The following is a 21,116-nucleotide window of genomic DNA, read 5'->3' on the forward strand; positions in this document are numbered from 1 at the left end:
ACTCGGCGGCGAGCGGACGTTGCCCGGACTCGCGGCGGTGCCCGGGTCGGCGGGAAATAGGGCACGATGTGGTCATGGCCGAAAAGGCGAAGGGCGAGGAGCGGGACGGCGTCGCGCTGACGAACCTCGATCAGGAGCTGTTCGAGGGCGCGGGCGCCACCAAGCGAGACCTGGTCGACTACCTGGACGCGGTCAGCGATCGCATCCTGCCGGCGTTGCGCGACCGGCCGCTCTCGGTGATCCGACTGTTGCGCGGGCAGGACAAGTTCATGCAGAAGAACCTGCCGAAATACACGCCCGACTGGGTGCCCCGCACGGCGGTGTGGGCCGAGGCGTCGCATCGGGAGGTCACCTATGCGCTCTGCAACGACCGCCGGACGCTGCTGTGGTTCGGCAACCAGCGCGCCATCGAGTATCACCCCGCCCTGATGCTCGCCGGCGACCACCACCCCACCCACCTGATCATGGATCTTGACCCGCCGGAGGGCCACGACGTCGAGGCCGGCTTCCGCAAGGCGGTGCAGGCCGCCCGGCTCGTGCGCGCGGCGCTGCAAGAGATCAAGATGGACGGTGCGGTGAAGACCAGCGGCTCGAAGGGCGTGCACGTCTTCGTCCCGCTCGACGGCAAGGCCGACCCGGAGCAGGTCGCCGCGGCCACCCGGGCGGTGGCAGCGCGAGCCGAACGCCTCGACCCCGCCCTGGCCACCACCGCCTTCATCCGCGAGGACCGGCACGGCAAGGTCTTCCTCGACGCCACCCGCTCGGGCGGCGCCACGGTCGTCGCCGCCTACAGCCCGCGCGTGCGCCCGGGCGTGCCGGTGTCCTTTCCGGTCGCGTGGGACGACCTCGACGACGTGGGTCCGGCCGACTTCACCGTCCACACGGCACCGGGGCTCCTCGACGGCACGGCCGACCCGTGGACCGCGGCCATGCCCGCTCCCCAGGCCCTCGACGAGGGCCTGATCGAGGAGGGCCGCACCATCCCCGTCGCCCGCGTGCAGGCCATGCACGAGGGCAAGCGCCGCGCAAAGGCCCGCCGCGAGGCCGGCTGAGCACGCAGCCCGACCGAGCAAGCAGCCCGACCGAGCAAGCAGCCCAGCCGAGCACGCGGCCCGACCGAGCGAGCCGGCCCGACTGAGCCGGCCCAACCGAGCGACGCGCTACGCCGGGGTGAAGAGCAGCGACACGTTCTGCCCGCCGAAGCCGAACGAGTTGCAGACGGCCGCGCGGATCGCCTGCTTGCGCGGCTCGCCGGTGACCACGTCGAGGGTGACCTCGGGCGCCTTGTTCTCCAGGTTGAGGGTCGGCGGGATCACGCCCTCGGCCACGGAGAGCACGGTGGCGATGCTCTCCACCGCGCCGGCCGCGCCGACCAGGTGGCCGATGGCGCCCTTCGGCGCGGTGAGCACCACGCCGTCGTGCAGGGCGCCCTGGATCGCCACCGCCTCGCCGGTGTCGCCCACCACTGTCGACGTGGCGTGGCAGTTGACGTGGTCGACGTCGCCGGGGGTCAGGCCGGCTGTGCGCAGCGCGGCGTGCAGGGCGCGGATCTGGCCCTCGCCGGACGGGTCGGGACCGGTGATGTGGTACGCGTCCGCGGTGATCCCGAAGCCCGCGACCCGGGCGACCGGCCGCGCGCCCCGGGCTGCCGCGAAGCCGGCCCGCTCCAGCACGACCACGCCGGCGCCCTCGCCGAGCACGAACCCGTCGCGGTCGACGTCGAACGGCCGGGACGCCCGCGCCGGCTCGTCGTTGCGCTTCGACAGCGTGCGGGACTGGGCGAAGCCGGCGATGGTCAGCGGCGCGATGCACGCCTCGGCACCGCCGGCGATGACCACGTCGGCCTCGCCCGACTTGATGAGCCGCACGCCCTGGGCGATCGCCTCGGCGCCGGACGCGCAGGCCGCCGAGGTGGTGTAGACGCCCGCCTTGGCACCGAGCTCGATGCTGATCCAGGCGGCCGCGCCGTTCGGCATCAGCATGGGCACGGTCAGCGGCGACACCCGGCCCGGGCCCTTCTCCTCGATCAGGTCGTCCTGATCGAGGAGCGTGTTGACCCCGCCGATGCCGGTGCCGATGACGACGGCCAGCCGCTCGCCCTCGACGCCGGGTGTGCCCGCGTCGGCCCAGGCCTGCCGGGCCGCGACCAGGGCGGCCTGCTGACACCGGTCCATGCGGCGGGCCTGCACCCGCGCCAGCACCGTGTCGGGCGAGACGGCCATCGGCGCGCCGATGCGAGTCGGCAGCTCCTCGAGCCGCGGGTAGCCGGCCAGCACGTCGTCGATGCGCCGCACGCCCGACCGGCCCTCCAGCAAGCCCTGCCAGAACGAGTCGACGTCACCGCCCAGCGGCGTCGTCGCACCCATCCCGGTGATCACTACTTCGTCCGCGCCCATCGGGTCCCCCTTCGGTCGATCTCCCCGTTAGTTGTATAGCATACAAGAATGACCGAGCCCCCACGCGCTCGCGGCCGCCGCACCCGCGACGCGATCCTGCGCGCCGCCGAGGCGCTCTTCGCCGAGCGTGGCCTCGCCGCGGTGAGTGTGGCCGACATCGCCGGGGCGGCCGGCGCCCACCCGCACCAGATCACCTACTACTTCGGCTCCAAGGACGCGCTCTTCGTCGAGGCCGCGTTCCGGCTCCTGCTCCACCAGGCCCGGCGGCTGGAGCCGATCGGCCTGCGCCGGCGCACGCCGGAGTCGTTCCGCATGGCCCTGGCCCGCACGGCGCTGGCCCTGCCGGCCGTGCCGGTCGCGGTGCACGCGATGTCGGTGGGCCGGCTGCGGCCCGAGCTGCACACGTCAGTGCAGCAGCATTTGTCCGTGTTGTTCCACCAGGCCGAGCGCTATCTGACGGACGTGCTCGAGCGCCGCGGCTGGGCCATCGACCGGCCCGCGGCGATCGAGGCGCGCACGTTCTGGACCACCGTCTTCGGCGCCCGGCTGATCTCCGAGAGCGGCTACGGCGGCGAGTCCGCCGACGTCGACCTGGCCGGCGTGCTGACCGTCCGGGCGGCTTGAAAAGGCCAACCGACCGGCGCCGAAAGGGGGAACGGGCCGGCGCCGGAAGGGGGGAACCGGACCGGCGCCGGAAGGGGGAACGGGCCGGCGCAGAAGGACAACCGGGCCGGCGCAAGAGGGACGAACCGGCCGATGCGGAAAAACCGGCCGGCGCTGAACGGCGCGTCTCAGAGCAGGTCGCGCCAGAAGCCGACCGTGGCGCGCGGCTCGGCCCGGGAGGCGGCCCCCAGGCCGAACTCCCGGTGCAGCCAGTCCGCGATGTCCGTGCCGTAATAGACGATGTCGGTCTGATACACCGACAGCACCGGATGCCCCGAGAGGCCCGCCGGCAGGAACCGGTGCGCATACAGGGGCACGAGCCGCGGCGCGGTCAGCAGATAGCGCCGGGCGGCGACCACCGCGTCCTCGATCGCGGGCGGGCGGGGACCCCATCTCTCGTACCAGAAATTGTTGGCGCCGACGTCGAAGAGCACGCCCTCGACGGGCCAGGCGAGCCGCTCGCGCAACGCGTCACGGTCGGGTCCCCGCCAGTCCGGCCAGCCGCGGCCCGCGGGCAGCCCCGCCGCCAGGAAAGCGCGGTGATCGTCGGCGAAGGTGAAGCCGAACTCCTGCTCCAGCGACGAGAGCTCGGCGTCGGTGAGGCCCGGCCCGATCGGGAAGCGGCCGGAGGCGGCCAGTAGTTCCGCGGCGGTCACCTCGATACCTTATCGAGAAGCGTGTACTCCTTTGGGTGTACGGAAGTAGTCGGGAGGCGTCCGTGCGGGTGACGGCGGCGGGACGACGCGGTGCCACCCTCGGCGAAAATAGCGTCCCGGTCATGAACAGATACCTGGTCTCGGCGCTCACCCTCGTGGGCGTCCCCGCCGGCCTCGCGATCACCGGCGGCAACACTCAAACCGTCATGAGCATGACGCTCGCGTTCTGGCTCGCCGTTCTCGCGCTTTTCCTGCGGGCGCCGCGCACCGTCCTCATCGTCTCGTTGCTGCTCGTCGCCGGCCTGCGCGGCGCGTATCTCGTCGGCTCGGGCTGGGTGTGGCCGGCCACCGCCGCCTTCGTCGCCGTGGTGCTCGCCGGCCACCTGCGCACGGCCGTCGCCGCCGGGGGCGTCGCGCTCGCGTACGGCTTCGCCTGGGACGGCTTCGTCGTCGAGGAGCACGGCAGCACATGGACGCTCGCCCACGTCGGCGGCGAGACCCTGTGGCTGGCGGCGGCGCTGGCGGCCGCGACCGCGTACCGCAGCACCGTCCGCTGGCAGGCCGAGGTGGCCCGCCGCCTGGCGCAGGACGAGCACGAGCGCGAGTTGGACGCCCGCCGCCGCCGCGCCGAGGAGCGGGTCGGCATCGCCCGCGACCTGCACGACGTCGTCTCGCACACGCTGGCCGTGGTCGGCGTGCATCTCAACGTCGCGCTCGACGCCTTCGACAGCGACCCGGAGGAGGCACGCTCGTCGCTGCGCCTGGCCCAGGACGTGCGCGGCCGCGCGATGACCGACCTCAAGTCGCTCGTCGACGTCCTCCGCGAGGGGGAGGCCCCGGCGATCGCCGAGCCCGCCGACGGCCTGGACGGCCTGGAGCGGCTCGCCGAGCACGTCCGCGCGGCCGGCCTGGCCGTGTCGCTCAACGAGTTCGGCGACCGCACGGCCGTGCCCGCGCCGGTCGCCACGGCCGTCTACCGTGTCGTGCAGGAGTCGCTCACCAACACCGTCCGCCACGCCGGCGCGAGCCGGGTCGCGGTCACTGTCCGCTATGCACCGACCAGCGTCGTCGTCGACGTGCAGGACGACGGCGAACCGCCCGAGCACATCGTCGACGGCAACGGCATAGCCGGCATGCGCGAACGGGTGGCCGCGCTGGGCGGCGCCCTCACCACCGGCCCGGGCCGATCCGGTTTCACCGTGCGCGCGACGATCCCGTTCGCCGCCTAGGAGGAGGACGATGACCATCTCGGTGCTGCTCGCCGACGATCAGCATCTGGTGCGGGCCGGGTTCCGGAGTCTGCTGCGGCGGGACAAGGAGATCGACGTCGTGGGTGAGGCGTCGACCGGTGACGAGGCGGTCCGGGCGGCGCGGTCGCTGCGGCCTGACGTGATCCTGATGGACATCCGGATGCCGGGCCTGGACGGCATCGCCGCCACCGAGCGGGTGCTGCGCGACAATCCGGGCACGCGGGTGGTCATTCTGACGACGTTCGAGACGGACGAGTACGTCTTCGCCGCGCTGGCCGCCGGGGCGAGCGGCTTCCTGACAAAGGAGATCGCGCCGGACGGGTTGCGGCAGGCGGTGAAGATCGTTGCCGCCGGTGACGCGCTGTTGTCGCCGAGCGTCACCCGGCGGGTGGTGGGCCAGTTCGCGCACCGGCCGGTGGCGGCCCCGCGGGGCACCGAGCGCCTCGCGGTGCTCACCGAGCGGGAGCGGGAGGTGGTACGGATGGTGGCGGCGGGCCTGTCCAACGAGGAGATCGCCCGCGAGCTGGTGATCAGCCCGTTGACGGCGAAGACGCACATCACGCGGGCGATCGCCAAGCTGGGCGTCCGCGACCGCGTCCAGCTGGTGATCGTCGCGTTCCAGGAGGGACTGACGGGGTGAGCAAGAGAATCCTGGTGTACGGCGTGACGGGCGCCGGCAAGTCGACGCTGGCGGCGCGGCTCGGTGAGCGGCTCGGGCTGCCGTACCACTCGATCGACGACGTGATGTGGGAGCCGGGCTGGGTGGAGGTGCCCGACGACGTGCAGCGCGACCGCATCCGCGAGATCTGCGCCGGCGACGCCTGGGTGATCGACGCGGCGTACATGAAGTGGGCCGACGTCGTGCTGGAGCGGGTCGAGCTGATCGTCGGGCTCGATCTGCCCCGCTGGGTCTCCTACGGCCGGCTGGTGCGCCGTTCGCTGACCCGCCTGGTGCGGCGCACCGAGATCTGCAACGGCAACCGGGAGTCGTTCCGCAATCTGTTCCTCGACCGAAACTCGCTGCTGGTCTTCCACTTTCGCTCGTGGGGCCGCAAGCGGGCCCGCATGCGGCAGTGGCACGACGATCCGGACTTCCCCGAGACCGTGCTGCTGCGCTCGCCCGCCGAGGTGCGGCGCTGGCTGGCGACGTTTTGATCGGGTGGGGCCGGTCCGATCAGTAAGGTCGAGTCATGTCTGATGACGTGCTGTGGAAGGTCATCGCCACGGGGAACCTCGGTACCGTCGCGACGATCAAGAAGGACGGGCGGCCGCAGCTGTCCGACGTCAGCTACATCGCCATGCCCGGCTCGGTCCGGTTCTCCACCCGCACGTCCCTGGCCAAGGTGCACAACCTGCGCCGCGACCCCCGGGTCAGCATCAAGGTCACTGCGCCCGGCGGGGCCGGCTACGCGGTCGGCGAGGGCACCGCCGAGCTGAGCCCGGTCGCCTGGCGGCTCGACGACCCGGTGGTCGAGGAGCTGATCGAGATCTACCGGCTGATCGCCGGGCACGAGCACCCCGACTGGGACGACTTCCGCCGCGCCATGGTCACCGACGGCCGGCTGGTCTGCCGCATCAAGGTCGAGGAGCTCTACGGCTGGGTGGCGGATTGATCGAGCTGACCCGGCAGGAGGCGCGCCGCATCGCCGTGCGCGCCCAGCTGCTCGGCCGCGACCGCCCACCCGATCTGGTCACGCTGGTCGAGCGTCTGACCTTCCTCCAGTACGACCAGACGGCCGCCGTCGCGCCCAGCGCCGACCTGGTGGCCTGGAGCCGCCTCGGCTCCTCCTACCGCCCGGCGTCCCTGGTGGCGGCCCTCGAGGACCGCACCCTCGTCGAGCTCAAGGGCATGATCCGGCCGTACGACGACATCTCGCTCCATCGGGCCCGCATGGCCGCCTGGGAGGACCCGGACGACCAGTTCAGCCACCCGCGCGCGCACGCCTTCGTGGCCGCGAACGACGCGTGCCGCCGCGACATCCTGCGCCGCCTCGACGACGGCGGCCCGCTCCCCCAGTCCGAGCTGCCGGACACGTGCACGGTCGCCTGGGGATCGTCCGGCTGGAACAACAACCGCAACCTGACGATGATGCTCGAATGCCTGGCCTCCCGCGGCGAGATAGCCATCGCCGACCGGGACGGCCGCGAGCGCCTGTGGGACCTGGCCCACCGCGTCTACCCCGCCGAGATCGTCCCCGAGCCGGAGGCGAGCCGTCGCCGCGACGAGCGGCTGTTGCGCTCGCTGGGTCTGGTCCGGCCCCGCCGTGGCTCCGAGGCGGGCGAGCCCGCCACGATCAAGGGGGTACGGGGCAGCTGGCGCGTCGACCCCGCGCAGCTCGGCCTGCCCTTCGCCGGCCGGACGGCCCTGCTGTCCCCGCTGGACCGCCTGATCTTCGACCGCAAGCGCATGCTCGACCTCTTCGCGTTCGACTACACCCTGGAGATGTACAAGCCGGCCTCCCGGCGGCGCTGGGGCTACTGGGCGATGCCGATCCTGCGCGGCGACCGCCTGATCGGCAAGCTCGACGCCACCGCCGACCACCGCCGCGGCGTCCTGCGCGTGGACGCCGTCCACCAGGACATCCCCTTCGACGACGCCACCGACCGCGCGGTGCTGCACGAGATCCAGGATTTGGCCCGCTGGCTGGGCCTCGGCCTCGACCTCCCCGCCGACTTCTGACCCCGCAAGCCGCGGAAAGCCCGCGAAAAGGGCGGTGGTGGGCAGAAGGGGTGGCGAGCAGAAGGAGGGCGGTGGGCCCGGAGGAAGGCGAAGGGTGGGCTACGCGAAGGGACCGCGACGAGCGGGCCGCGGGTGGGTCAGTCGGGGAGGATCGGCACGGAGGGGCTCAGGTCGTGGCCCAGCGAGGCGGCGCGGGTGAGCGACGACGAGCCGAAGCGGTCGCGGACCGCGTCCATCGCCACGTCGAGGCCGTCGTCGGCGGTGTCGTCGAAGAGGGACGGCTGCACGTGGCCGTCGCCGTCGAGGTTGCTCACCGCGACGCCGACCAGGGTGAGGCCGCGGGTCTCGATCAGCGGGCGGGCCTCGGCCAGCAGGTCGCTCGCGGTGGCGAGGATGGCGCGGGTCTGCATGGTGGCCTTGAGCAGCGACCGCGACCGGGTTGCCCGGCCGAAGTCGTCGAAGCGCAGGCGCAGCGTCACCGTGCGGCCCGCCCGGCGTGCGCCGCGCATGCGCCGGGTCACGCGGTCGACCAGGGCCGCCAGGGTCGCCTCGATCTCGGTGAACGGGCGCGGGCGGCGGCCCAGCGCGCACTGTGAGCCGATGGAGCCGCGGCGGTGGCCCACTCGCACCCGCCGGGGGTCTCGGTTGTGTGCCAGGGCGTGCAGGTGCCGGCCGGCGGCCGCGCCGAGCAGGGAGACCAGCGCCGCCTCGCCGACGCGGGCCACGTGGCCGACGGTCTCGATGCGCCGCTCGCGCAGCTTGGCGGAGGTGACCGGGCCGACGCCCCACAGCCGCTCGACCGGCAGCGGGTGGAGGAAGGCCAGCTCGCCGCCGGCCGGCACCTCGAGCAGGCCGTCGGGCTTGCCGACCGCGCTCGCCACCTTGGCCAGGAACTTGGTGGTCGCTATGCCGACCGTGATGGGCAGGCCCACCCGTGCGCGCACCTCGGCCCGCAGCCTCGTGGCGATCTCGCGCGGGCTGCCGCTGACCCGCAGCAGGCCGCTCACGTCGAGGAACGCCTCGTCGATCGAGATGCCCTCGACCAGCGGCGTGGTGTCCCGGAAGATCTCGAAGACCGCCTTGCTGGCCGCCGAGTAGGCGCTCATGCGCGGCGGCACGACCACGGCCCGCGGGCAGAGCGCCCGCGCCTGGGTCAGGCCCATCGGCGTGCGCACCCCGAGCGCCTTGGCCTCGTAGCTGGCGGCGAGGACCACGCCCATGCCGACCAGCACCGGCCTGCCCCGCAGCGCCGGGTCGTCACGCTGCTCGACGGACGCGTAGAAGGCGTCGAGGTCGGCATGCAGGATCGCCACGGCCACGAGCATAGAACACTTGTTCGAATCAGTCACGGATCGTGGCGATATTCCGCCGCTTTCGCTCATTGGACAACGGAATGTAACGAACCTTTACGTCCGATCGTGACGCCGGTCATGTCCGAACGGGAATTCCACGGGAACAATCTCTGTTGTCGCATTCAGACTTGAGCGCACCACGCTCAACTTGAAAGAGCTCCGCTGGAGGAACCACCCATGTTGCTTCGTAGCGCGACGGTCCGGGATCTGGACCGGCTCACCGCTCGCGTGTTCGACACTGCCACCCGCAGCTCCGGCGCGCGACTCGATGCCTACCGCATCGACGACCACTTCTACATCGACATCGACCTGCCCGGCATCGACCCCGCAGGCATCGACATCACCGTCGACCACAACGTGCTGACCGTCCGCGCCGAGCGCAGGCGCCGCGCCGACGGCGAGGACGCCGACGTGATCGTCACCGAGCGCCCGGCCGGCCCCGTGAGCCGCCAGGTCTTCCTCTCCGACACGCTCGACACCGACCGGCTCGAGGCGCGGTACGAGCAGGGCGTGCTGACCCTGAACATCCCGGTGGCCGAGAAGGCCCAGCCCCGCAAGGTCGAGGTCAGCGTCGGCTGACCACCGGGCCCTCAGTGCCCGAACAGCAGCCAGTTCACGTTGATGAACTCGGCGCCGTCCTCCCGGACGAAGTTCAGGAAGACCGCATGGGTGCCGGTGGTCGGCGTGAGGGTCACCTCGTCGGTGCGCCAGCTCTGCCAGCCGCCGGTGCGGGTCACCCGCATCGTGCCGATCACCGGGCCGTCCGCGCTGTCGAGGCGGATCTCCATCCGGCCGCCGTCCTGCGCGTCGGAGGCCACCCGCACGTCCGCCTTCGTCGCCGGCACCTCGCCGAAGTCGAAGGCGTCGAAGCGCAGCTGGTCACCGTTGGCGATCCACCCGGCGTTCTTCCCGCCGCCCTGGTCCTCGGTGTCCTGGAAGTCGACGCCCACGTTGCCGTCGGCGGCCTCCGCCTGAAGGGTCGGATAGACCGTCGGGGTCGGCGGCGCGCTGGTCGCCGGCGCCGGCACCGGCGACTCCTCGGCGGCGGCGGACGACGCGGACGGCGCCGGCGGCAGCGCGACGGCCGGGGCGGGCGTGTCCTGCCACCGGCCGATCAGATAGCCCACCAGCAGCAGCCCGATCGCGGCGAGCGCGAGAAGCACGCGCTGCCGCAATCGGTGCGACCGAGTGCGATAGACCCTGGTACCGCCCAGGTCGGGGGGTGGGGCGACCAACGCCTCAGACCACCTCGGCGATGATCGACTCGGCCGGCGGCGCGGCGAAGTGGCAGGCCACGTGCTGCGCCGGCGCCTTCTCCTCGAGCGCCGGGTCGTTCGTGGCGCAGATGTCCTGCGCCTTCCAGCACCGGGTGCGGAAGCGGCAGCCCGACGGCGGGTCGACCGGCGAGGGCACGTCGCCGACCAGGCGGATGCGGTTCTTCGGCGGCACGCCGCGGACCACGGCGATGTCCGGCACGGCGGAGAGCAGAGCCTGGGTGTACGGGTGCTGCGGCGCCTCGTAGAGCGAGTCGCGCGGCCCCTGTTCGACGACCCGGCCGAGGTACATGACGGCGACCCGGTCGCAGAAGTGCCGCACCACGCCGAGGTCGTGCGCGATGAACACGAACGCGATGCCGAGCTCCTTGCGCAGGTTCTCGAGCAGGTTCATCACCTGGGCCTGGATCGACACGTCCAGCGCGGAGACCGGCTCGTCGGCCACGATGATCTTCGGCCGGGCCGCGAGCGCGCGGGCGATGCCGATGCGCTGACGCTGGCCGCCGGAGAACTCGTGCGGGTAGCGGTTGTAGTGCTCGGGGTTGAGGCCGACCAGCTCGAGCAGCTCCTGCACCCGGGCCAGCTCGCCCTTCTTGTCGACCATGTCGTGGGTGCGCAGCGCGGTGCCGACGATCGTGCCGACCGTGTGGCGCGGGTTCAGCGACGAGTACGGGTCCTGGAAGATCAGCTGGATCTCCCGGCGGTACGGGCGCAGCCGGCGCTCGTTCATGTGGGCGATGTCGACACCCTGGTAGCGGATCTCGCCGCCGGTCGGCTCGAGCAGCCGCGTGATCAGCCGGGCGGTCGTCGACTTGCCGCAACCCGACTCACCGACCAGGCCGAGCGTCTCGCCCGGCGCGAGGGTCAGGTTGACGCCGTCGACGGCCTGCACCCACTTGGTGCCGCGCGCGAGGAAGCCGTCGCCCTTGGTCTTGAAGTGCATCTTGACGTTGTCGAGCTCGAGCAGCGGCGCGCCCGGCACCGACTTGACGCCGGACTTCGCGGGGGTGGTAGCAGCGGTCATCGTAGGTCTCTCTTACGGCAGCCGGGGCAGGACGTCGGTCTCGAAGACCTTGTCGGGGTCTTTGAGGTGGCACCGCGAGGTGCGGCCCAGATCCGCCGTCCGCGAGATCAGCTCGGGCTTCAGGGTGCGGCACAGGTCGTCGGGCACCCTGTCCTTGAACTCGCACCGGGGGTGGAACGGGCAGCCGCTCGGCACCGCGAGCAGGCTCGGCGGCGAGCCGGGGATCGGGTGCAGCGGCGCCGGCTCGCCGGTCAGCGCCGGGATGCTCTCGAGCAGGCCCCAGGAGTACGGGTGCAGCGGCTCGCCGAGGATCTTGTTGACCGGGCCGTGCTCGACGGCCGTGCCCGCGTACATGACCAGGATGTCGTCGGCGATCTCGGCCACCACGCCGAGGTCGTGGGTGATGAAGACGACGGCGGAGCCGAAGTCGCGCTGGAGGTCGGCGATGAGGTCGAGGATCTGCGCCTGCACCGTCACGTCGAGCGCGGTGGTGGGCTCGTCGGCGATCAGCAGCTTCGGGTCGTTCACCAGCGCCATCGCGATCATCGCGCGCTGGCGCATGCCGCCGGAGAACTCGTGCGGGTACTGGTCGACGCGGCGGCGCGGGTTGGGGATGCCCACCCGGCCGAGCATGTCGACGGCGCGCTCCTTGGCCTTGCGCTTGCTGACGTTGTGGTGCGCCCGGTACGACTCCATGATCTGGTCGCCGACCGTGAAGTACGGGTGGAGCGAGGACTGCGGGTCCTGGAAGATCATCGAGGCGTCGCCGCCGCGGTAGCCCTCGAGATCCTTGTCGCTCATGCCGACGACCTCGCGGCCGCCCACCTTGATCGAGCCGGTGATGCGGGCGACGCGGCGGTCGTGCAGGCCGAGCACGGCCATGCTGGAGACGCTCTTGCCGGAGCCGGACTCGCCGACGATCGCCAGGGTGCGGCGCAGAGGAACCGAGTAGGACAGGCCCTGCACGGCCTTGACCAGGCCGTCAGCCGTCGGGAACTGCACGTGGAGGTCGGTGACCTCGAGGTACGGCTCCTCGTTGGCCGAGGGCGTGCGGGGGACGCGGGCCACCGTGTGCGGTGCCTGGGTCGTCTGGTCGCTCATGCTGCCGCCTTCGTGCTGCGGGGTGGGGAGACGGGGCGGATCGGGGTCATCCGAGGCGCACCCGGGGGTCGAGGAAGGTGTACGCGATGTCCACCACGAGGTTCATCACAACAAGTACCACCGAGCCGACCAGAACGCCGCCCAGCAGGACCGGCAGGTCGTACTGGCCGAAGGCCCGCAGCGTGAGCTGGCCGAGGCCGGGCAGGCCGAAGATGCTCTCGGTGAAGATCGCGCCGGTGAGCTGGAACGCGAGATCGATGCCGAAGATGGTGACGACGGGGGTGAGGCCCGCGCGCAGGCCGTGCCGGTAGACGACGCGGCGGCGGCTGATGCCCTTGGAGGTCGCGGTGCGGACGAAGTCCTGGCCGAGCGTCTCGATCATGGAGGCCCGGGAGTATCGGGTGTACGCCGCCGCGTTGGTGAGACCCACGCACAGCCAGGCGGCGAGGAGGCCGCTCGCCCAGGTCAAGGGGTTGTCCAGGAACGGGTGATAGCCCGATTGCGGCAGGAAGGTGGCGTAGAGGGCGACCAGCAGGGCGACCACGAAGTACGGGATCGACTGGATGAACAGCGTCGTGCCGACGACGGCCTTGTCCAGCGACGTGCCGCGCACTTGCGCGGCGATCGTGCCGGCCAGGATGCCGACGATGAGATAGACGACGGCGCCGCCCAGGACGATCGAGATGGTGACCGGCAGGGCCTGCGCCAGCAGCTTCGTGACCGGCTGGCCGAGCGTGTACGAGTAGCCCAGGCACGGCGCCGAGCAGTGCTGGGTCGTGCCGCCGGTGGTGTAGTCACGCCCGACGACGATGCCCTTCATGTAGCTGCCGATCTGCACCAGCGGCGGCTCGTCGAGGTCGAGGCTCGCCTCGATGTCGGCGACGCGCTCGGGGGTGCAGCGGGGGCCACAGATGACGCCGGCGGGGTCGGTCGGCGCCAGGAAGAACAACGCGAAGCTGGCCACCAGCGTCACGATCACGACGGAGATCGCGCTCAGGACGCGTTTCAAGATGTACAGCAGCACCGCTTGCTCCTCTTTCATCACGGCGCCGGGTGGGTGTTCCCGGGGATTTGACATCGCGGCGCCCGTCACGCCGGGTTCGATTTTGCGCCCGGGGTGGTCCCGTCCGCCGGATCAGCGGACCGGACCACCCCGGGGTACTGCCTACTTCCTACTGCTCAGTGCTGGGTTGTCAGCTCTTGAGGTACATCGAGCCGAACAGCGGCATGCCCATGGTCGGGTCGCCGACGGTGGTGCCGACGTTGGTGCCCTGGACGACAGCCAGCTTGTCGTAGTACGTCGGGATGGCGATGTACTGCTCCATGATCTTCTTGTCCAGAGCGGCCCACTTCGGAGTCGACTGGTCGGCCGGGAGGTTGGCCGTGTCGTTGATCTCCTTGTCGAGAGCCGGGTCGCTCAGCATGCCCCAGCTCTGGCCCTCGTCGATGCTCTGCGAGCGGAAGAGGACCGGGAACCACGAACCACCGGCGGGCCAGTCCGAGCACCAGCCGGCCGGGCTCTGGCCCATGTTGACCGGGGCGTCGTAGTCGCCCTTCTTGGTGCGCAGGTCGGCGGTGGCGACACCGATCGGCTTGACCTTGAAGCCGGCCTTGGTCAGCGCGTCGGCGCGGATCTGGCTGGCCTGCTGGGTCTGCGGCTTGGTGTTGTCGTAGTACCAGCTGAGCTCGAAGCCGGACTTGCCGGCCGCCTCAAGCATCGCCTTGGCCGCGGCGGGGTCGCCGGGGCCGGTGCCGGTCAGGTCGGGGACGGGGGTGTACTTCTCGTAGCCCGGAACCGAGGGCGGCATGACGGTGCTGGCCGGCTCGGCGACGTAGTCGTTGAGGCCCGCGGCCTTCCAGAGCTGGTCGTTCGGGTACGCCTTGGCGATCGCCTTACGAACCTCCAGCGGGATCTTGCGGCTGTCGAGCTGCCACACGATCGTGCAGGGGCTCTCGCCCTGGACCAGCTGCGACTTCTTGTTGGCCAGCTGCGGGATCAGCGTGGCGTCGAGAACGTCGTAGTTGATCGCGTTCGCGTCCTCGCCGTTGCTGTTGAGCACGGCGGTCTGCGACTTGACCGCGTCGACGCCCCACTGGAAGTTGTAGCCGTCGAGGTACTGGTGACGCGCCGGGTCGGTGTTCGGGTCCCAGTTGGTGTTCTTCTCCAGGACCAGCGAGGTGCCGGCCTGGTAGCTCTTGAACTTGTAGGGGCCGGTCGCGATCGGCTTGTTCTTGTAGTCCTGCTTGGTGTCCTTCGCCTCCGGGATCGGCGTGAACATCGGGAAGGACATGTAGAACGGCAGGTCCGAGAACGGCGTCGCCAGGTGGATGATCAGGGTGTCGGTGCCCTGGGTCTCCACGCCGGAGTAGTTGGTGCCGTCCTTGTACGGGCCCTTGTACTTGTCGCCGTCCTTGAAGTAGCTCATCTGGTACGTCGGGCCGTTGACGTAGACGTCGTGGGCGAACGAGCGCTTGATGGCGTACGCCAGGTCCTCGACCTTGACGGGCGAGCCGTCCTCGTACTTGATGCCCTGCTGCATCTTGAACGTCCACGTCAGCTTGTCGGCCGACACGGTGCCCAGGTCGGTGAGGTCCGGGACGAGGGTGGGCTTGCCGTCACGGATGTCGAACTGGGTCGGCGTGCGGAACAGCAGCTTGCCGATCTCGTTCGAGTCGACGTAGTAGATGTCCGTCGGGTCGAGCGTGTTCGGCGTGGTCTGCGCCTGCACGTTCAGGATGCCGCCCTTGCGGGCACCGGGCACGTCCTTGGCCGGGCCCTTCGCGCTCGGGTCGAGCGCGTTGGACTGGGTCGTGATCTTGCCGGAGTCGTTCGAGCCCCCCGACGAGTCATTGTTCGACGACGGGCTGCTGCAGCCCGCCAGGCCGAGTGCCACGGCGGCGGTGGCCGCCACGGCAACGTTAAATCGCCTTGCCATTTCCCCTCTTCTCATACTGGGCGTCACCACGTCACCGTCGGGTGCGGGGATCGAATGCGTCACGAATCGAGTCGCCGAGCAGGCTCAGCGAGAGCACGAGGATCGTGATGGCCGCTACCGGGATCCACAGGTAGAGCGGATCGGCCCGGTAGAAGGTCTGCGCTGCGGCGATCGTCAGGCCCCAGGACGGGGTCGGCTCGGTGAGGCCGACGCCGAGGTAGGTCAGGCCCGCCTCGGTCACGATGTAGCTCGGCAGAGCCATCGAGACCGAGATGACGATGGGCGCCACCAGGTTGGGCAGCAGCTCCTTGAAGAGCACCTTGTGCGTCGGCACGCCGAGCACCTTTGCCGCCGAGACGAACTCGCGCTCACGGAGGGAGAGGACCTCGCCGCGGATCAGTCGCGCGAGGCTCGCCCAGCCGAAGAAGGAGAGCACGATGATCAAGGAGAAGAAACGCGCCGACGCGACGTCGTCCGCCGCCGCGTTCTCGGAGCTGCCCACGAACAGCGACAGCAGCACGGCCGGAACGGCGATGGCGAAGAGCAGGTAGGGCAGGCTCAGCACGAAGTCGATGACCCAGGAGAGGATCCGGTCGAGCCAGCCGCCGACGAAGCCGGCGAGCAGGCCGACGATCACGCCGATGAGGGTCGTGATGAGCGTGACCGAGCCGGCGACGATCAGCGAGGGCCGCGCGCCGTAGACGAAGCGGGCGAACAGGTCGCGGCCCAGCCGCGGCTCGACGCCGAACCAGTGTTCGCTGTTCGGGGCGATGGTCGGGTAGCCGTACTGGTCGACCAGGTCCTGGTGGAGCGTGGTCGGGTCCTGGCCCTCGAGCTTCGCCAGCAGGGGCGCGAAGATCGCGATGAGCACGAAGAAGACGAAGATGCTGGCACAGATCACCGCGACCTTGTCCTTGCGCAGGCGCGCGAGGGCGATCTGTGTCGGCGACTTCCGCCGGGTGCTCACCTTCTTCTCGTGATCACCCGCGGAGTCCGCCATGGCATCGGTCGAGGCGCCGGTCCGGGTCAGCTCGGCTTCCTCGATCAGCGGTTCCACGCGTCGGTCACCTCCTTCGAACGACACACCTCACATGCGCCGTGCGTGAGAGGTATTCGGATGCTGCGGTTGGCAAGGTACTTCGGAACTGGCTCGTAGGAAATGAGTTGACGCATCGAATGAATAACGGCCCGCTGAAAGCCCCGGATGACCGACGTCACGTCGAGTCCGCCCCGGGGTGGGGCAGAACTGCCACGGTCAAGGGCAAACTACCCGTAACGCCCCTCATCTTTGCCCCCTAAGTCCGATTTGGAAAGCCAGAGGGCAATCGTACTGTTGCGCAAAGTCATCGAAGTCTCGCTCGCCGTTGCACGGGCGGCTGTTTCGCGACCGTTTCACGGTGGTGTCGATCATGGGCGTGAACCGCCGTCGGATTCTCCGGTGCGAACCAGCCGGGGGCGCAAGATCTTCGGTGTAGACGTCGAACCGTAGCTGTATCGACGGTGATCCCGCCGAACGGGACGTGGTTCACCAGTGCGTCCCGGATCACGCCGGCGCCGGCCCGCCGAGCCCGGAAAGAGGCCCATACGGTGATGCCGGCCATTCCGATAACGGTTCGGGCGGCCATTAGCGGACCTTTAGCGGACTTCGAAGACCGTCATCGCCGCGCCGGTATGACCCGGCGAGGATGACGGGCGGGGCTCAGCCGCGCGGCGCCAGCGCCGTGAGGATCTCCTCGGCGCGCTCGGCCGCGGCGCGCGAATCGGACCGCGGGTCGCCGATGACCTGGTCCCAGTTGAGGTCGTAGAAGAGCTCGGTGACCCCGGCCTCGGCGTAGCGCTGGGCGCCGGCCCGGATCTGCGCCCAGTCGCCGGAGAGCGGGACCGCGTCGTCGCGCGTGCCGGGGCGCACGACGCCCCGCACGACGACACGCACCTCGTCGGGGTCGCGGCCCGCCTCCTCGGCCGCCCGCCGCACGATCTGGGTGCCCCGGGCGATCTCGGCGAAGCTGGTGCGGCTGCTGCTCACCCAGCCGGCCGCGACGCGCCCGGCCCGGCGCAGGGCCGCGTCGGCCGTGCCGCCCAGCAGCACCGGCGGGCCGCCCGGCTGGACCGGCCGCGGCGCCATGACGCTCGGCGGCACCCGGTAGAGCTCGCCGTCGAACGACGACACCTCGTCGTTCCAGAGCGTCCGCAGCACCTCGAGGTATTCGGTCATGCGCCGGCCGCGCGGGTGCGGGTCGGAGCCGGTGGCGGCGAACTCCGGCGCGGACCAGCCGGTGCCGAGGCCGAGGTCGAGGCGCCCGCCCGACAGCACGTCGAGGGTCGCCGCCTGCTTCGCCAGGTAGGCCGGCGAGACGTACGGAATGTTGACCACGGCGACGCCGAGCCTGATCGCCGTCGTGCGCGCGGCGGCCCAGGTCAGCGCGAGCAGCGGGTCGAGCACGCGGTGGTAGACCGGCTCCAGCCGCTGCTCCCGGCCGACCAGCAGTCGCTGGAACGCCCAGAGCCCGTGGTAGCCGAGCTCCTCGGCGCGCAGGGCGAAGCCGGTGACCGACAGGGGGTCGGCCCAGGCGCCGGCCACCGGGCAGCCGCAACTGATCAGCATGCCCTCACGTTATCCGGCTGCTTGCGCGCGCCTGTACTCGGCGGTCAGGGCCTCGCCCAGCTCGGTGAGGCGCGCGTCGGGAGCGGCCGTGTGCACGGCCGTGACGAAGTCGAGGTACGCCGCGCGCAGCGGGAGGGCGCCGTCGGCGCAGGGGGACGGGGAGAGCAGCAGGAGGTAGGCGGCCACGGCGATCGGGCGGAAGTCGGCCGGGGTCTCGGCCGGCGGGCCGGCGAGCTCGGGCGGGCCGGTCGCCTCCGGCGGCCCGGTGGCCGACGGCACCACCGGCGCGCCGGCGAGCTCGGCGCGCAGGCGCAGGCTGGCGCTGAGCAGGCCGACCGGGGAGCCCTCGAAGAGCTGGGCCGGCTCGTAGTCGCGGGCGACCAGGCCGGCGCCGCGGGCGATGAGCTCGTCGGGGTCGAGGTCGTCGCGGATGGCGGCCGCGCCGAAGCCGAAGTAGGCGGCGAGCCGCTCGCGGACCGCCGGGACGCGGGTCGAGCCGCCCGCGGGCACCACCTCGTCGATGTCGCCCCAGCCGAGCCCGTGGGTGGCGTGCGCGGCCGCGATCGCCTCGGTGAGCAGGTCGAGCGAGCGCTGCACGTCCGGCTCGATCATCGCCTCGAAGGCGCGCCGGGTCAGCGGCACGGCGGCGCTGACCGTGGCGGTGAGCCGGGGCAGCTCGAGCGTGGTGGTGTCGCTGACCGACAGCTCGCGCTTGCGGATCTCGGCCTCCCAGCGGATCCGCCGCCGGATGCTCGCGTCCTGGCTCAGGTCGACGTGGTGCCGCTCGCGGATCTGGCGCAGCGTGTACTCCACGATGCGCTCGTCGAAGTCGTCGCCGCCGAGCCGCGGATCGCCCGCGCTGCCGAGGACCTCGACCGAGCCCGGGCGGACCCGCACGATCGACGCGTCGAAGGTGCCGCCGCCCAGGTCGTAGATCGCGTAGGTGCCGGGGTGGTCGTCGGCGGCGAGCGCCATGGCGGCGGCGACCGGGTCCTCGACGAGCCGGCGCACGTTGAGCTGCGCGAGACCGGCCGCCTCGCGCAGGGCACGGCGCTGCGCCTCGCCGGCCGCGGCCGACACGGTGATCACCGCGTCGTGCACCGCTCCCCCGACGAACGCCTCGGCCTGGCGCTTGAGCTCGAGCAGCAGGAAGGCGCAGATGTCGCGGGGCAGGTAGGTGCGGCCGCGAAACCGGATGCGCTCGCCGCTGCCCAGCTCGCGCTTGATGCCGGCCACCACCGTCTCGGGGCCGGCGGCCGGGGGCACGCCGGCGATCAGCTGGCCGGCGCTGTCCTGGCCGACCGCCGAGGGCATCGTGGGCGTGCCCTGCGGGCCGGGCACCACGACGAGCTTGGCGCCGTCCCACACCGACACGGCACACGAGCTCGTGCCGAGGTCGATGCCCACCACGCCATGAAAAGATTGATACGCATCGGTCAAGGCCGCCCCCTGTGACCGCCGTGCTTCTGGTCACCAAATTAACATCGGTCGCCGAGCTGACAGAACAGACGCCCATCGATCCGTCGGACATCCGACGAAGGCTGGACAAGCGACATGACGCTGCATCTGGAGCCCCTGACCCCCGACGATCTCGACCGGCGTCTCCCCTCGATGATCAGGGCTTTCGCCGAGGCCCTCGCCGGCAACCACGGCTTCACCCCGGACGAGGCCGTCCGCGAGTCGGAGCGGCAGACCCGCGAGCTGCTGCCCGGCGGCGTCGCGACCGACGGCCAGCTGCTGTGCAAGGGCGTGGTGGACGGCGCGGAGGTCGGCTTCATCTGGATCTCGCTGCCCGGCACCACGTTCCGCACCATGGCGTGGATCTCCGAGATCGAGGTGGCCGAGGAGCACCGCTCGCGCGGGTACGGCACCGCGATGCTGCGCGCCGGCGAGGCCACCCTGACCGCCCGCGGCGTGCGCCGGGTCGGCCTGCACGTCTTCGGCCACAACACCGGCGCGCGCCGCCTCTACCGCCGGCTCGGCTATCGGATGCTCACCCAGGTGCGGGCCCGCGCCGCGGCGCCCGGCACCGGCCCGGTCACGCTCGTGCCGATGACGCCCGAGGAGCACGGGCGGCGCCTCGGCGAGCTTCTCGCCACCGACCCGATGGTGCTCGTTCGCGAGCAGCCCGAACGCGCGCGGTCCCGGGCCGAGGAGATCGGCGCCGACGGCCTGCGCACCGCGATCGCCGAGGGCCGCCCGGTGGGCTGGTGCTGGATCACCAAGCCGTCGCTCGCCCGGCCCGGCGTCGGCACCCTGCTCTATCTGGCGGTCGACGAGCCGTACCGGCGCCGGGGTCTCGGCCGGGCGATCCTGGCCGCCGCCGAGGACGAGGTCGCCCGGCACGGCGTACCGCAGATCGGTCTGCTCGTCTCGGCCTCGAGCCACGGCGCCGAGCGGTTCGCCGACCGGCTGGGCCTGCCCGTGATCTCCGAGCAGCTCGTCAAGGACCTCTGATCAGCCCTCGACGCCGGTCGCGTCGTGTGCGGAGCCGACCGGCTTGGACTGCGAGGAGCCGCGCTGGCGCAGGAAGATCGCGAGGATGGCCATCGAGGCCACCGCGAGCAACTCCGACTGCCAGTTCTGCAGCGTCCGGTTCCAGAAGTCGGCCTCGAGCAGGTACTGGCTCCAGGAGACGGGATCCTGGCGCTCGCTGAGCTGCTCCTCGTTGAAGGCGGCCACGCCGGCGATCGACTGGGCCAGCCACGAGCCCACGAAGATCAGGCCCATCACCAGGCCGAGCGAGTTCGAGAAGAGCGCCGTGCGCCAGCCGCCCACGCGCGCCCACTTCGGCGACTTGTCGTCGGCGAAGCGGCCGACCTTCTGCTCCTCGTCGGTCTCGCGGCCCGGCTTGTCGAGCGACTTCGACTCGGGCGAGCCCTTTTGCAGCAGCCAGACCGTGAGCAGGATGAAGAGGAAGAACTGGAGATATTCGGACTGCCAGTTCTCCGCCACGTCGACGCCGAAGCTGGCCGAGGTGACGTAGCGCCAGAACGAGATGTCCGGCAGGCCCGTGGCGCGCTGGGCGTCGTTGAACTGGGCCAGCCCGGCGAAGGCCTGGAGCACGAGCACGATGAGGAAGAGCAGGCCGAAGACGAGCCCTATGCCGTTCTCGCGGAGGAACTTCCTCACCGGTGCAGCACCCCCAGAGTGATGAAGTACGCGAGGCCGGCGCCGAC

At 71.3% G+C, this 21,116-nt stretch carries 21 protein-coding genes; 9 read left to right on the top strand and 12 right to left on the bottom strand.

Annotation, left to right across the window (positions count from 1 at the left end):
• The first annotated feature begins 74 nt into the window (after positions 1 to 74).
• Positions 75 to 1,052: a DNA polymerase domain-containing protein gene (locus Ade02nite_RS01405; protein ID WP_203759621.1), complete on the top strand. Its 978-nt coding sequence runs from the start codon at positions 75 to 77 to the stop codon at positions 1,050 to 1,052.
• A 108-nt stretch (positions 1,053 to 1,160) separates the two neighbouring features.
• Here Ade02nite_RS01405 and Ade02nite_RS01410 read toward each other — a convergent pair whose 3' ends face one another.
• A complete protein-coding gene (locus Ade02nite_RS01410; RefSeq protein ID WP_203759622.1) occupies positions 1,161 to 2,396 on the bottom strand; it encodes a beta-ketoacyl-[acyl-carrier-protein] synthase family protein in 1,236 nt (411 codons plus the stop codon).
• A 48-nt stretch (positions 2,397 to 2,444) separates the two neighbouring features.
• Between Ade02nite_RS01410 and Ade02nite_RS01415 the strand changes: the two genes are divergently transcribed.
• Entirely contained in the window at positions 2,445 to 3,020 is a 576-nt protein-coding gene (locus Ade02nite_RS01415; RefSeq protein ID WP_203759623.1) for a TetR/AcrR family transcriptional regulator, read from the top strand.
• A gap of 167 nt (positions 3,021 to 3,187) precedes the next feature.
• Here Ade02nite_RS01415 and Ade02nite_RS01420 read toward each other — a convergent pair whose 3' ends face one another.
• Complete coding sequence (locus tag Ade02nite_RS01420; RefSeq protein ID WP_203759624.1) at positions 3,188 to 3,715, bottom strand: hypothetical protein; 528 nt, start codon at positions 3,713 to 3,715, stop codon at positions 3,188 to 3,190.
• A gap of 122 nt (positions 3,716 to 3,837) precedes the next feature.
• Here Ade02nite_RS01420 and Ade02nite_RS01425 point away from each other — a divergent pair, with 122 nt between their 5' ends.
• Genes Ade02nite_RS01425 through Ade02nite_RS01445 form a run of 5 tightly spaced genes read left to right on the top strand, consistent with a single transcriptional unit; the run spans position 3,838 to position 7,645 of the window.
• The gene (locus tag Ade02nite_RS01425) at positions 3,838 to 4,944 is read left to right on the top strand and encodes a sensor histidine kinase (RefSeq protein WP_203759625.1); all 1,107 of its coding nucleotides are present in this window, start codon (positions 3,838 to 3,840) and stop codon (positions 4,942 to 4,944) included.
• Between the two features lie 10 nt (positions 4,945 to 4,954).
• Positions 4,955 to 5,605: a response regulator transcription factor gene (locus tag Ade02nite_RS01430; RefSeq protein WP_203759626.1), complete on the top strand. Its 651-nt coding sequence runs from the start codon at positions 4,955 to 4,957 to the stop codon at positions 5,603 to 5,605.
• A complete protein-coding gene (locus tag Ade02nite_RS01435) occupies positions 5,602 to 6,120 on the top strand; it encodes an AAA family ATPase (RefSeq protein WP_203759627.1) in 519 nt (172 codons plus the stop codon). The genes Ade02nite_RS01430 and Ade02nite_RS01435 overlap by 4 nt, the downstream gene beginning before the upstream one ends.
• A gap of 35 nt (positions 6,121 to 6,155) precedes the next feature.
• Positions 6,156 to 6,578 carry a PPOX class F420-dependent oxidoreductase gene (locus tag Ade02nite_RS01440; protein WP_203759628.1) on the top strand — a complete coding sequence of 141 codons (423 nt, stop codon included), beginning with the start codon at positions 6,156 to 6,158 and terminating at the stop codon, positions 6,576 to 6,578.
• Entirely contained in the window at positions 6,575 to 7,645 is a 1,071-nt protein-coding gene (locus Ade02nite_RS01445; protein ID WP_203759629.1) for a DNA glycosylase AlkZ-like family protein, read from the top strand. The genes Ade02nite_RS01440 and Ade02nite_RS01445 overlap by 4 nt, the downstream gene beginning before the upstream one ends.
• Positions 7,646 to 7,782: 137 nt before the next feature.
• On the opposite strand, the gene dinB is transcribed toward Ade02nite_RS01445, so the two are convergent.
• Complete coding sequence (dinB, locus tag Ade02nite_RS01450) at positions 7,783 to 8,970, bottom strand: DNA polymerase IV (protein ID WP_203759630.1); 1,188 nt, start codon at positions 8,968 to 8,970, stop codon at positions 7,783 to 7,785.
• 204 nt (positions 8,971 to 9,174) lie between these two features.
• Between dinB and Ade02nite_RS01455 the strand changes: the two genes are divergently transcribed.
• Complete coding sequence (locus tag Ade02nite_RS01455) at positions 9,175 to 9,576, top strand: Hsp20/alpha crystallin family protein (protein ID WP_203759631.1); 402 nt, start codon at positions 9,175 to 9,177, stop codon at positions 9,574 to 9,576.
• Positions 9,577 to 9,587: 11 nt separating this feature from the next.
• On the opposite strand, the gene Ade02nite_RS01460 is transcribed toward Ade02nite_RS01455, so the two are convergent.
• The 8 genes from Ade02nite_RS01460 to Ade02nite_RS01495 form a co-directional block, all read right to left on the bottom strand.
• A complete protein-coding gene (locus Ade02nite_RS01460; RefSeq protein WP_239168433.1) occupies positions 9,588 to 10,160 on the bottom strand; it encodes a carbohydrate-binding protein in 573 nt (190 codons plus the stop codon).
• Positions 10,161 to 10,236: 76 nt separating this feature from the next.
• Positions 10,237 to 11,295 (bottom strand): ABC transporter ATP-binding protein, encoded by a 1,059-nt coding sequence (locus tag Ade02nite_RS01465; RefSeq protein ID WP_203759632.1) that lies wholly within the window; start codon positions 11,293 to 11,295, stop codon positions 10,237 to 10,239.
• Positions 11,296 to 11,307: 12 nt separating this feature from the next.
• Positions 11,308 to 12,396: an ABC transporter ATP-binding protein gene (locus tag Ade02nite_RS01470; protein WP_203759633.1), complete on the bottom strand. Its 1,089-nt coding sequence runs from the start codon at positions 12,394 to 12,396 to the stop codon at positions 11,308 to 11,310.
• A gap of 46 nt (positions 12,397 to 12,442) precedes the next feature.
• Positions 12,443 to 13,420, bottom strand: coding sequence for an ABC transporter permease (locus tag Ade02nite_RS01475; protein WP_239168434.1), 978 nt, complete (start codon positions 13,418 to 13,420; stop codon positions 12,443 to 12,445).
• Positions 13,421 to 13,589: 169 nt separating this feature from the next.
• On the bottom strand, positions 13,590 to 15,332 hold the full coding sequence (locus Ade02nite_RS01480) for an ABC transporter substrate-binding protein (protein ID WP_203759635.1): 1,743 nt from the start codon (positions 15,330 to 15,332) through the stop codon (positions 13,590 to 13,592).
• 31 nt (positions 15,333 to 15,363) lie between these two features.
• Entirely contained in the window at positions 15,364 to 16,389 is a 1,026-nt protein-coding gene (locus Ade02nite_RS01485) for an ABC transporter permease (RefSeq protein ID WP_203759636.1), read from the bottom strand.
• A 642-nt stretch (positions 16,390 to 17,031) separates the two neighbouring features.
• Positions 17,032 to 17,937: a TIGR03619 family F420-dependent LLM class oxidoreductase gene (locus Ade02nite_RS01490; RefSeq protein ID WP_203759637.1), complete on the bottom strand. Its 906-nt coding sequence runs from the start codon at positions 17,935 to 17,937 to the stop codon at positions 17,032 to 17,034.
• 9 nt (positions 17,938 to 17,946) lie between these two features.
• Positions 17,947 to 19,347, bottom strand: coding sequence for an Hsp70 family protein (locus tag Ade02nite_RS01495; RefSeq protein ID WP_203759638.1), 1,401 nt, complete (start codon positions 19,345 to 19,347; stop codon positions 17,947 to 17,949).
• 144 nt (positions 19,348 to 19,491) lie between these two features.
• Between Ade02nite_RS01495 and Ade02nite_RS01500 the strand changes: the two genes are divergently transcribed.
• Positions 19,492 to 20,394 (top strand): GNAT family N-acetyltransferase, encoded by a 903-nt coding sequence (locus Ade02nite_RS01500; RefSeq protein ID WP_203759639.1) that lies wholly within the window; start codon positions 19,492 to 19,494, stop codon positions 20,392 to 20,394.
• Here the strand turns inward: Ade02nite_RS01500 and Ade02nite_RS01505 are convergent, their stop codons facing one another.
• A complete protein-coding gene (locus tag Ade02nite_RS01505; RefSeq protein ID WP_203759640.1) occupies positions 20,395 to 21,069 on the bottom strand; it encodes a DUF6766 family protein in 675 nt (224 codons plus the stop codon).
• Positions 21,070 to 21,116: the final 47 nt, after the last annotated feature.

The sequence above is a fragment of the Paractinoplanes deccanensis genome (genome assembly GCF_016862115.1).
Lineage (GTDB): Bacteria > Actinomycetota > Actinomycetes > Mycobacteriales > Micromonosporaceae > Actinoplanes > Actinoplanes deccanensis.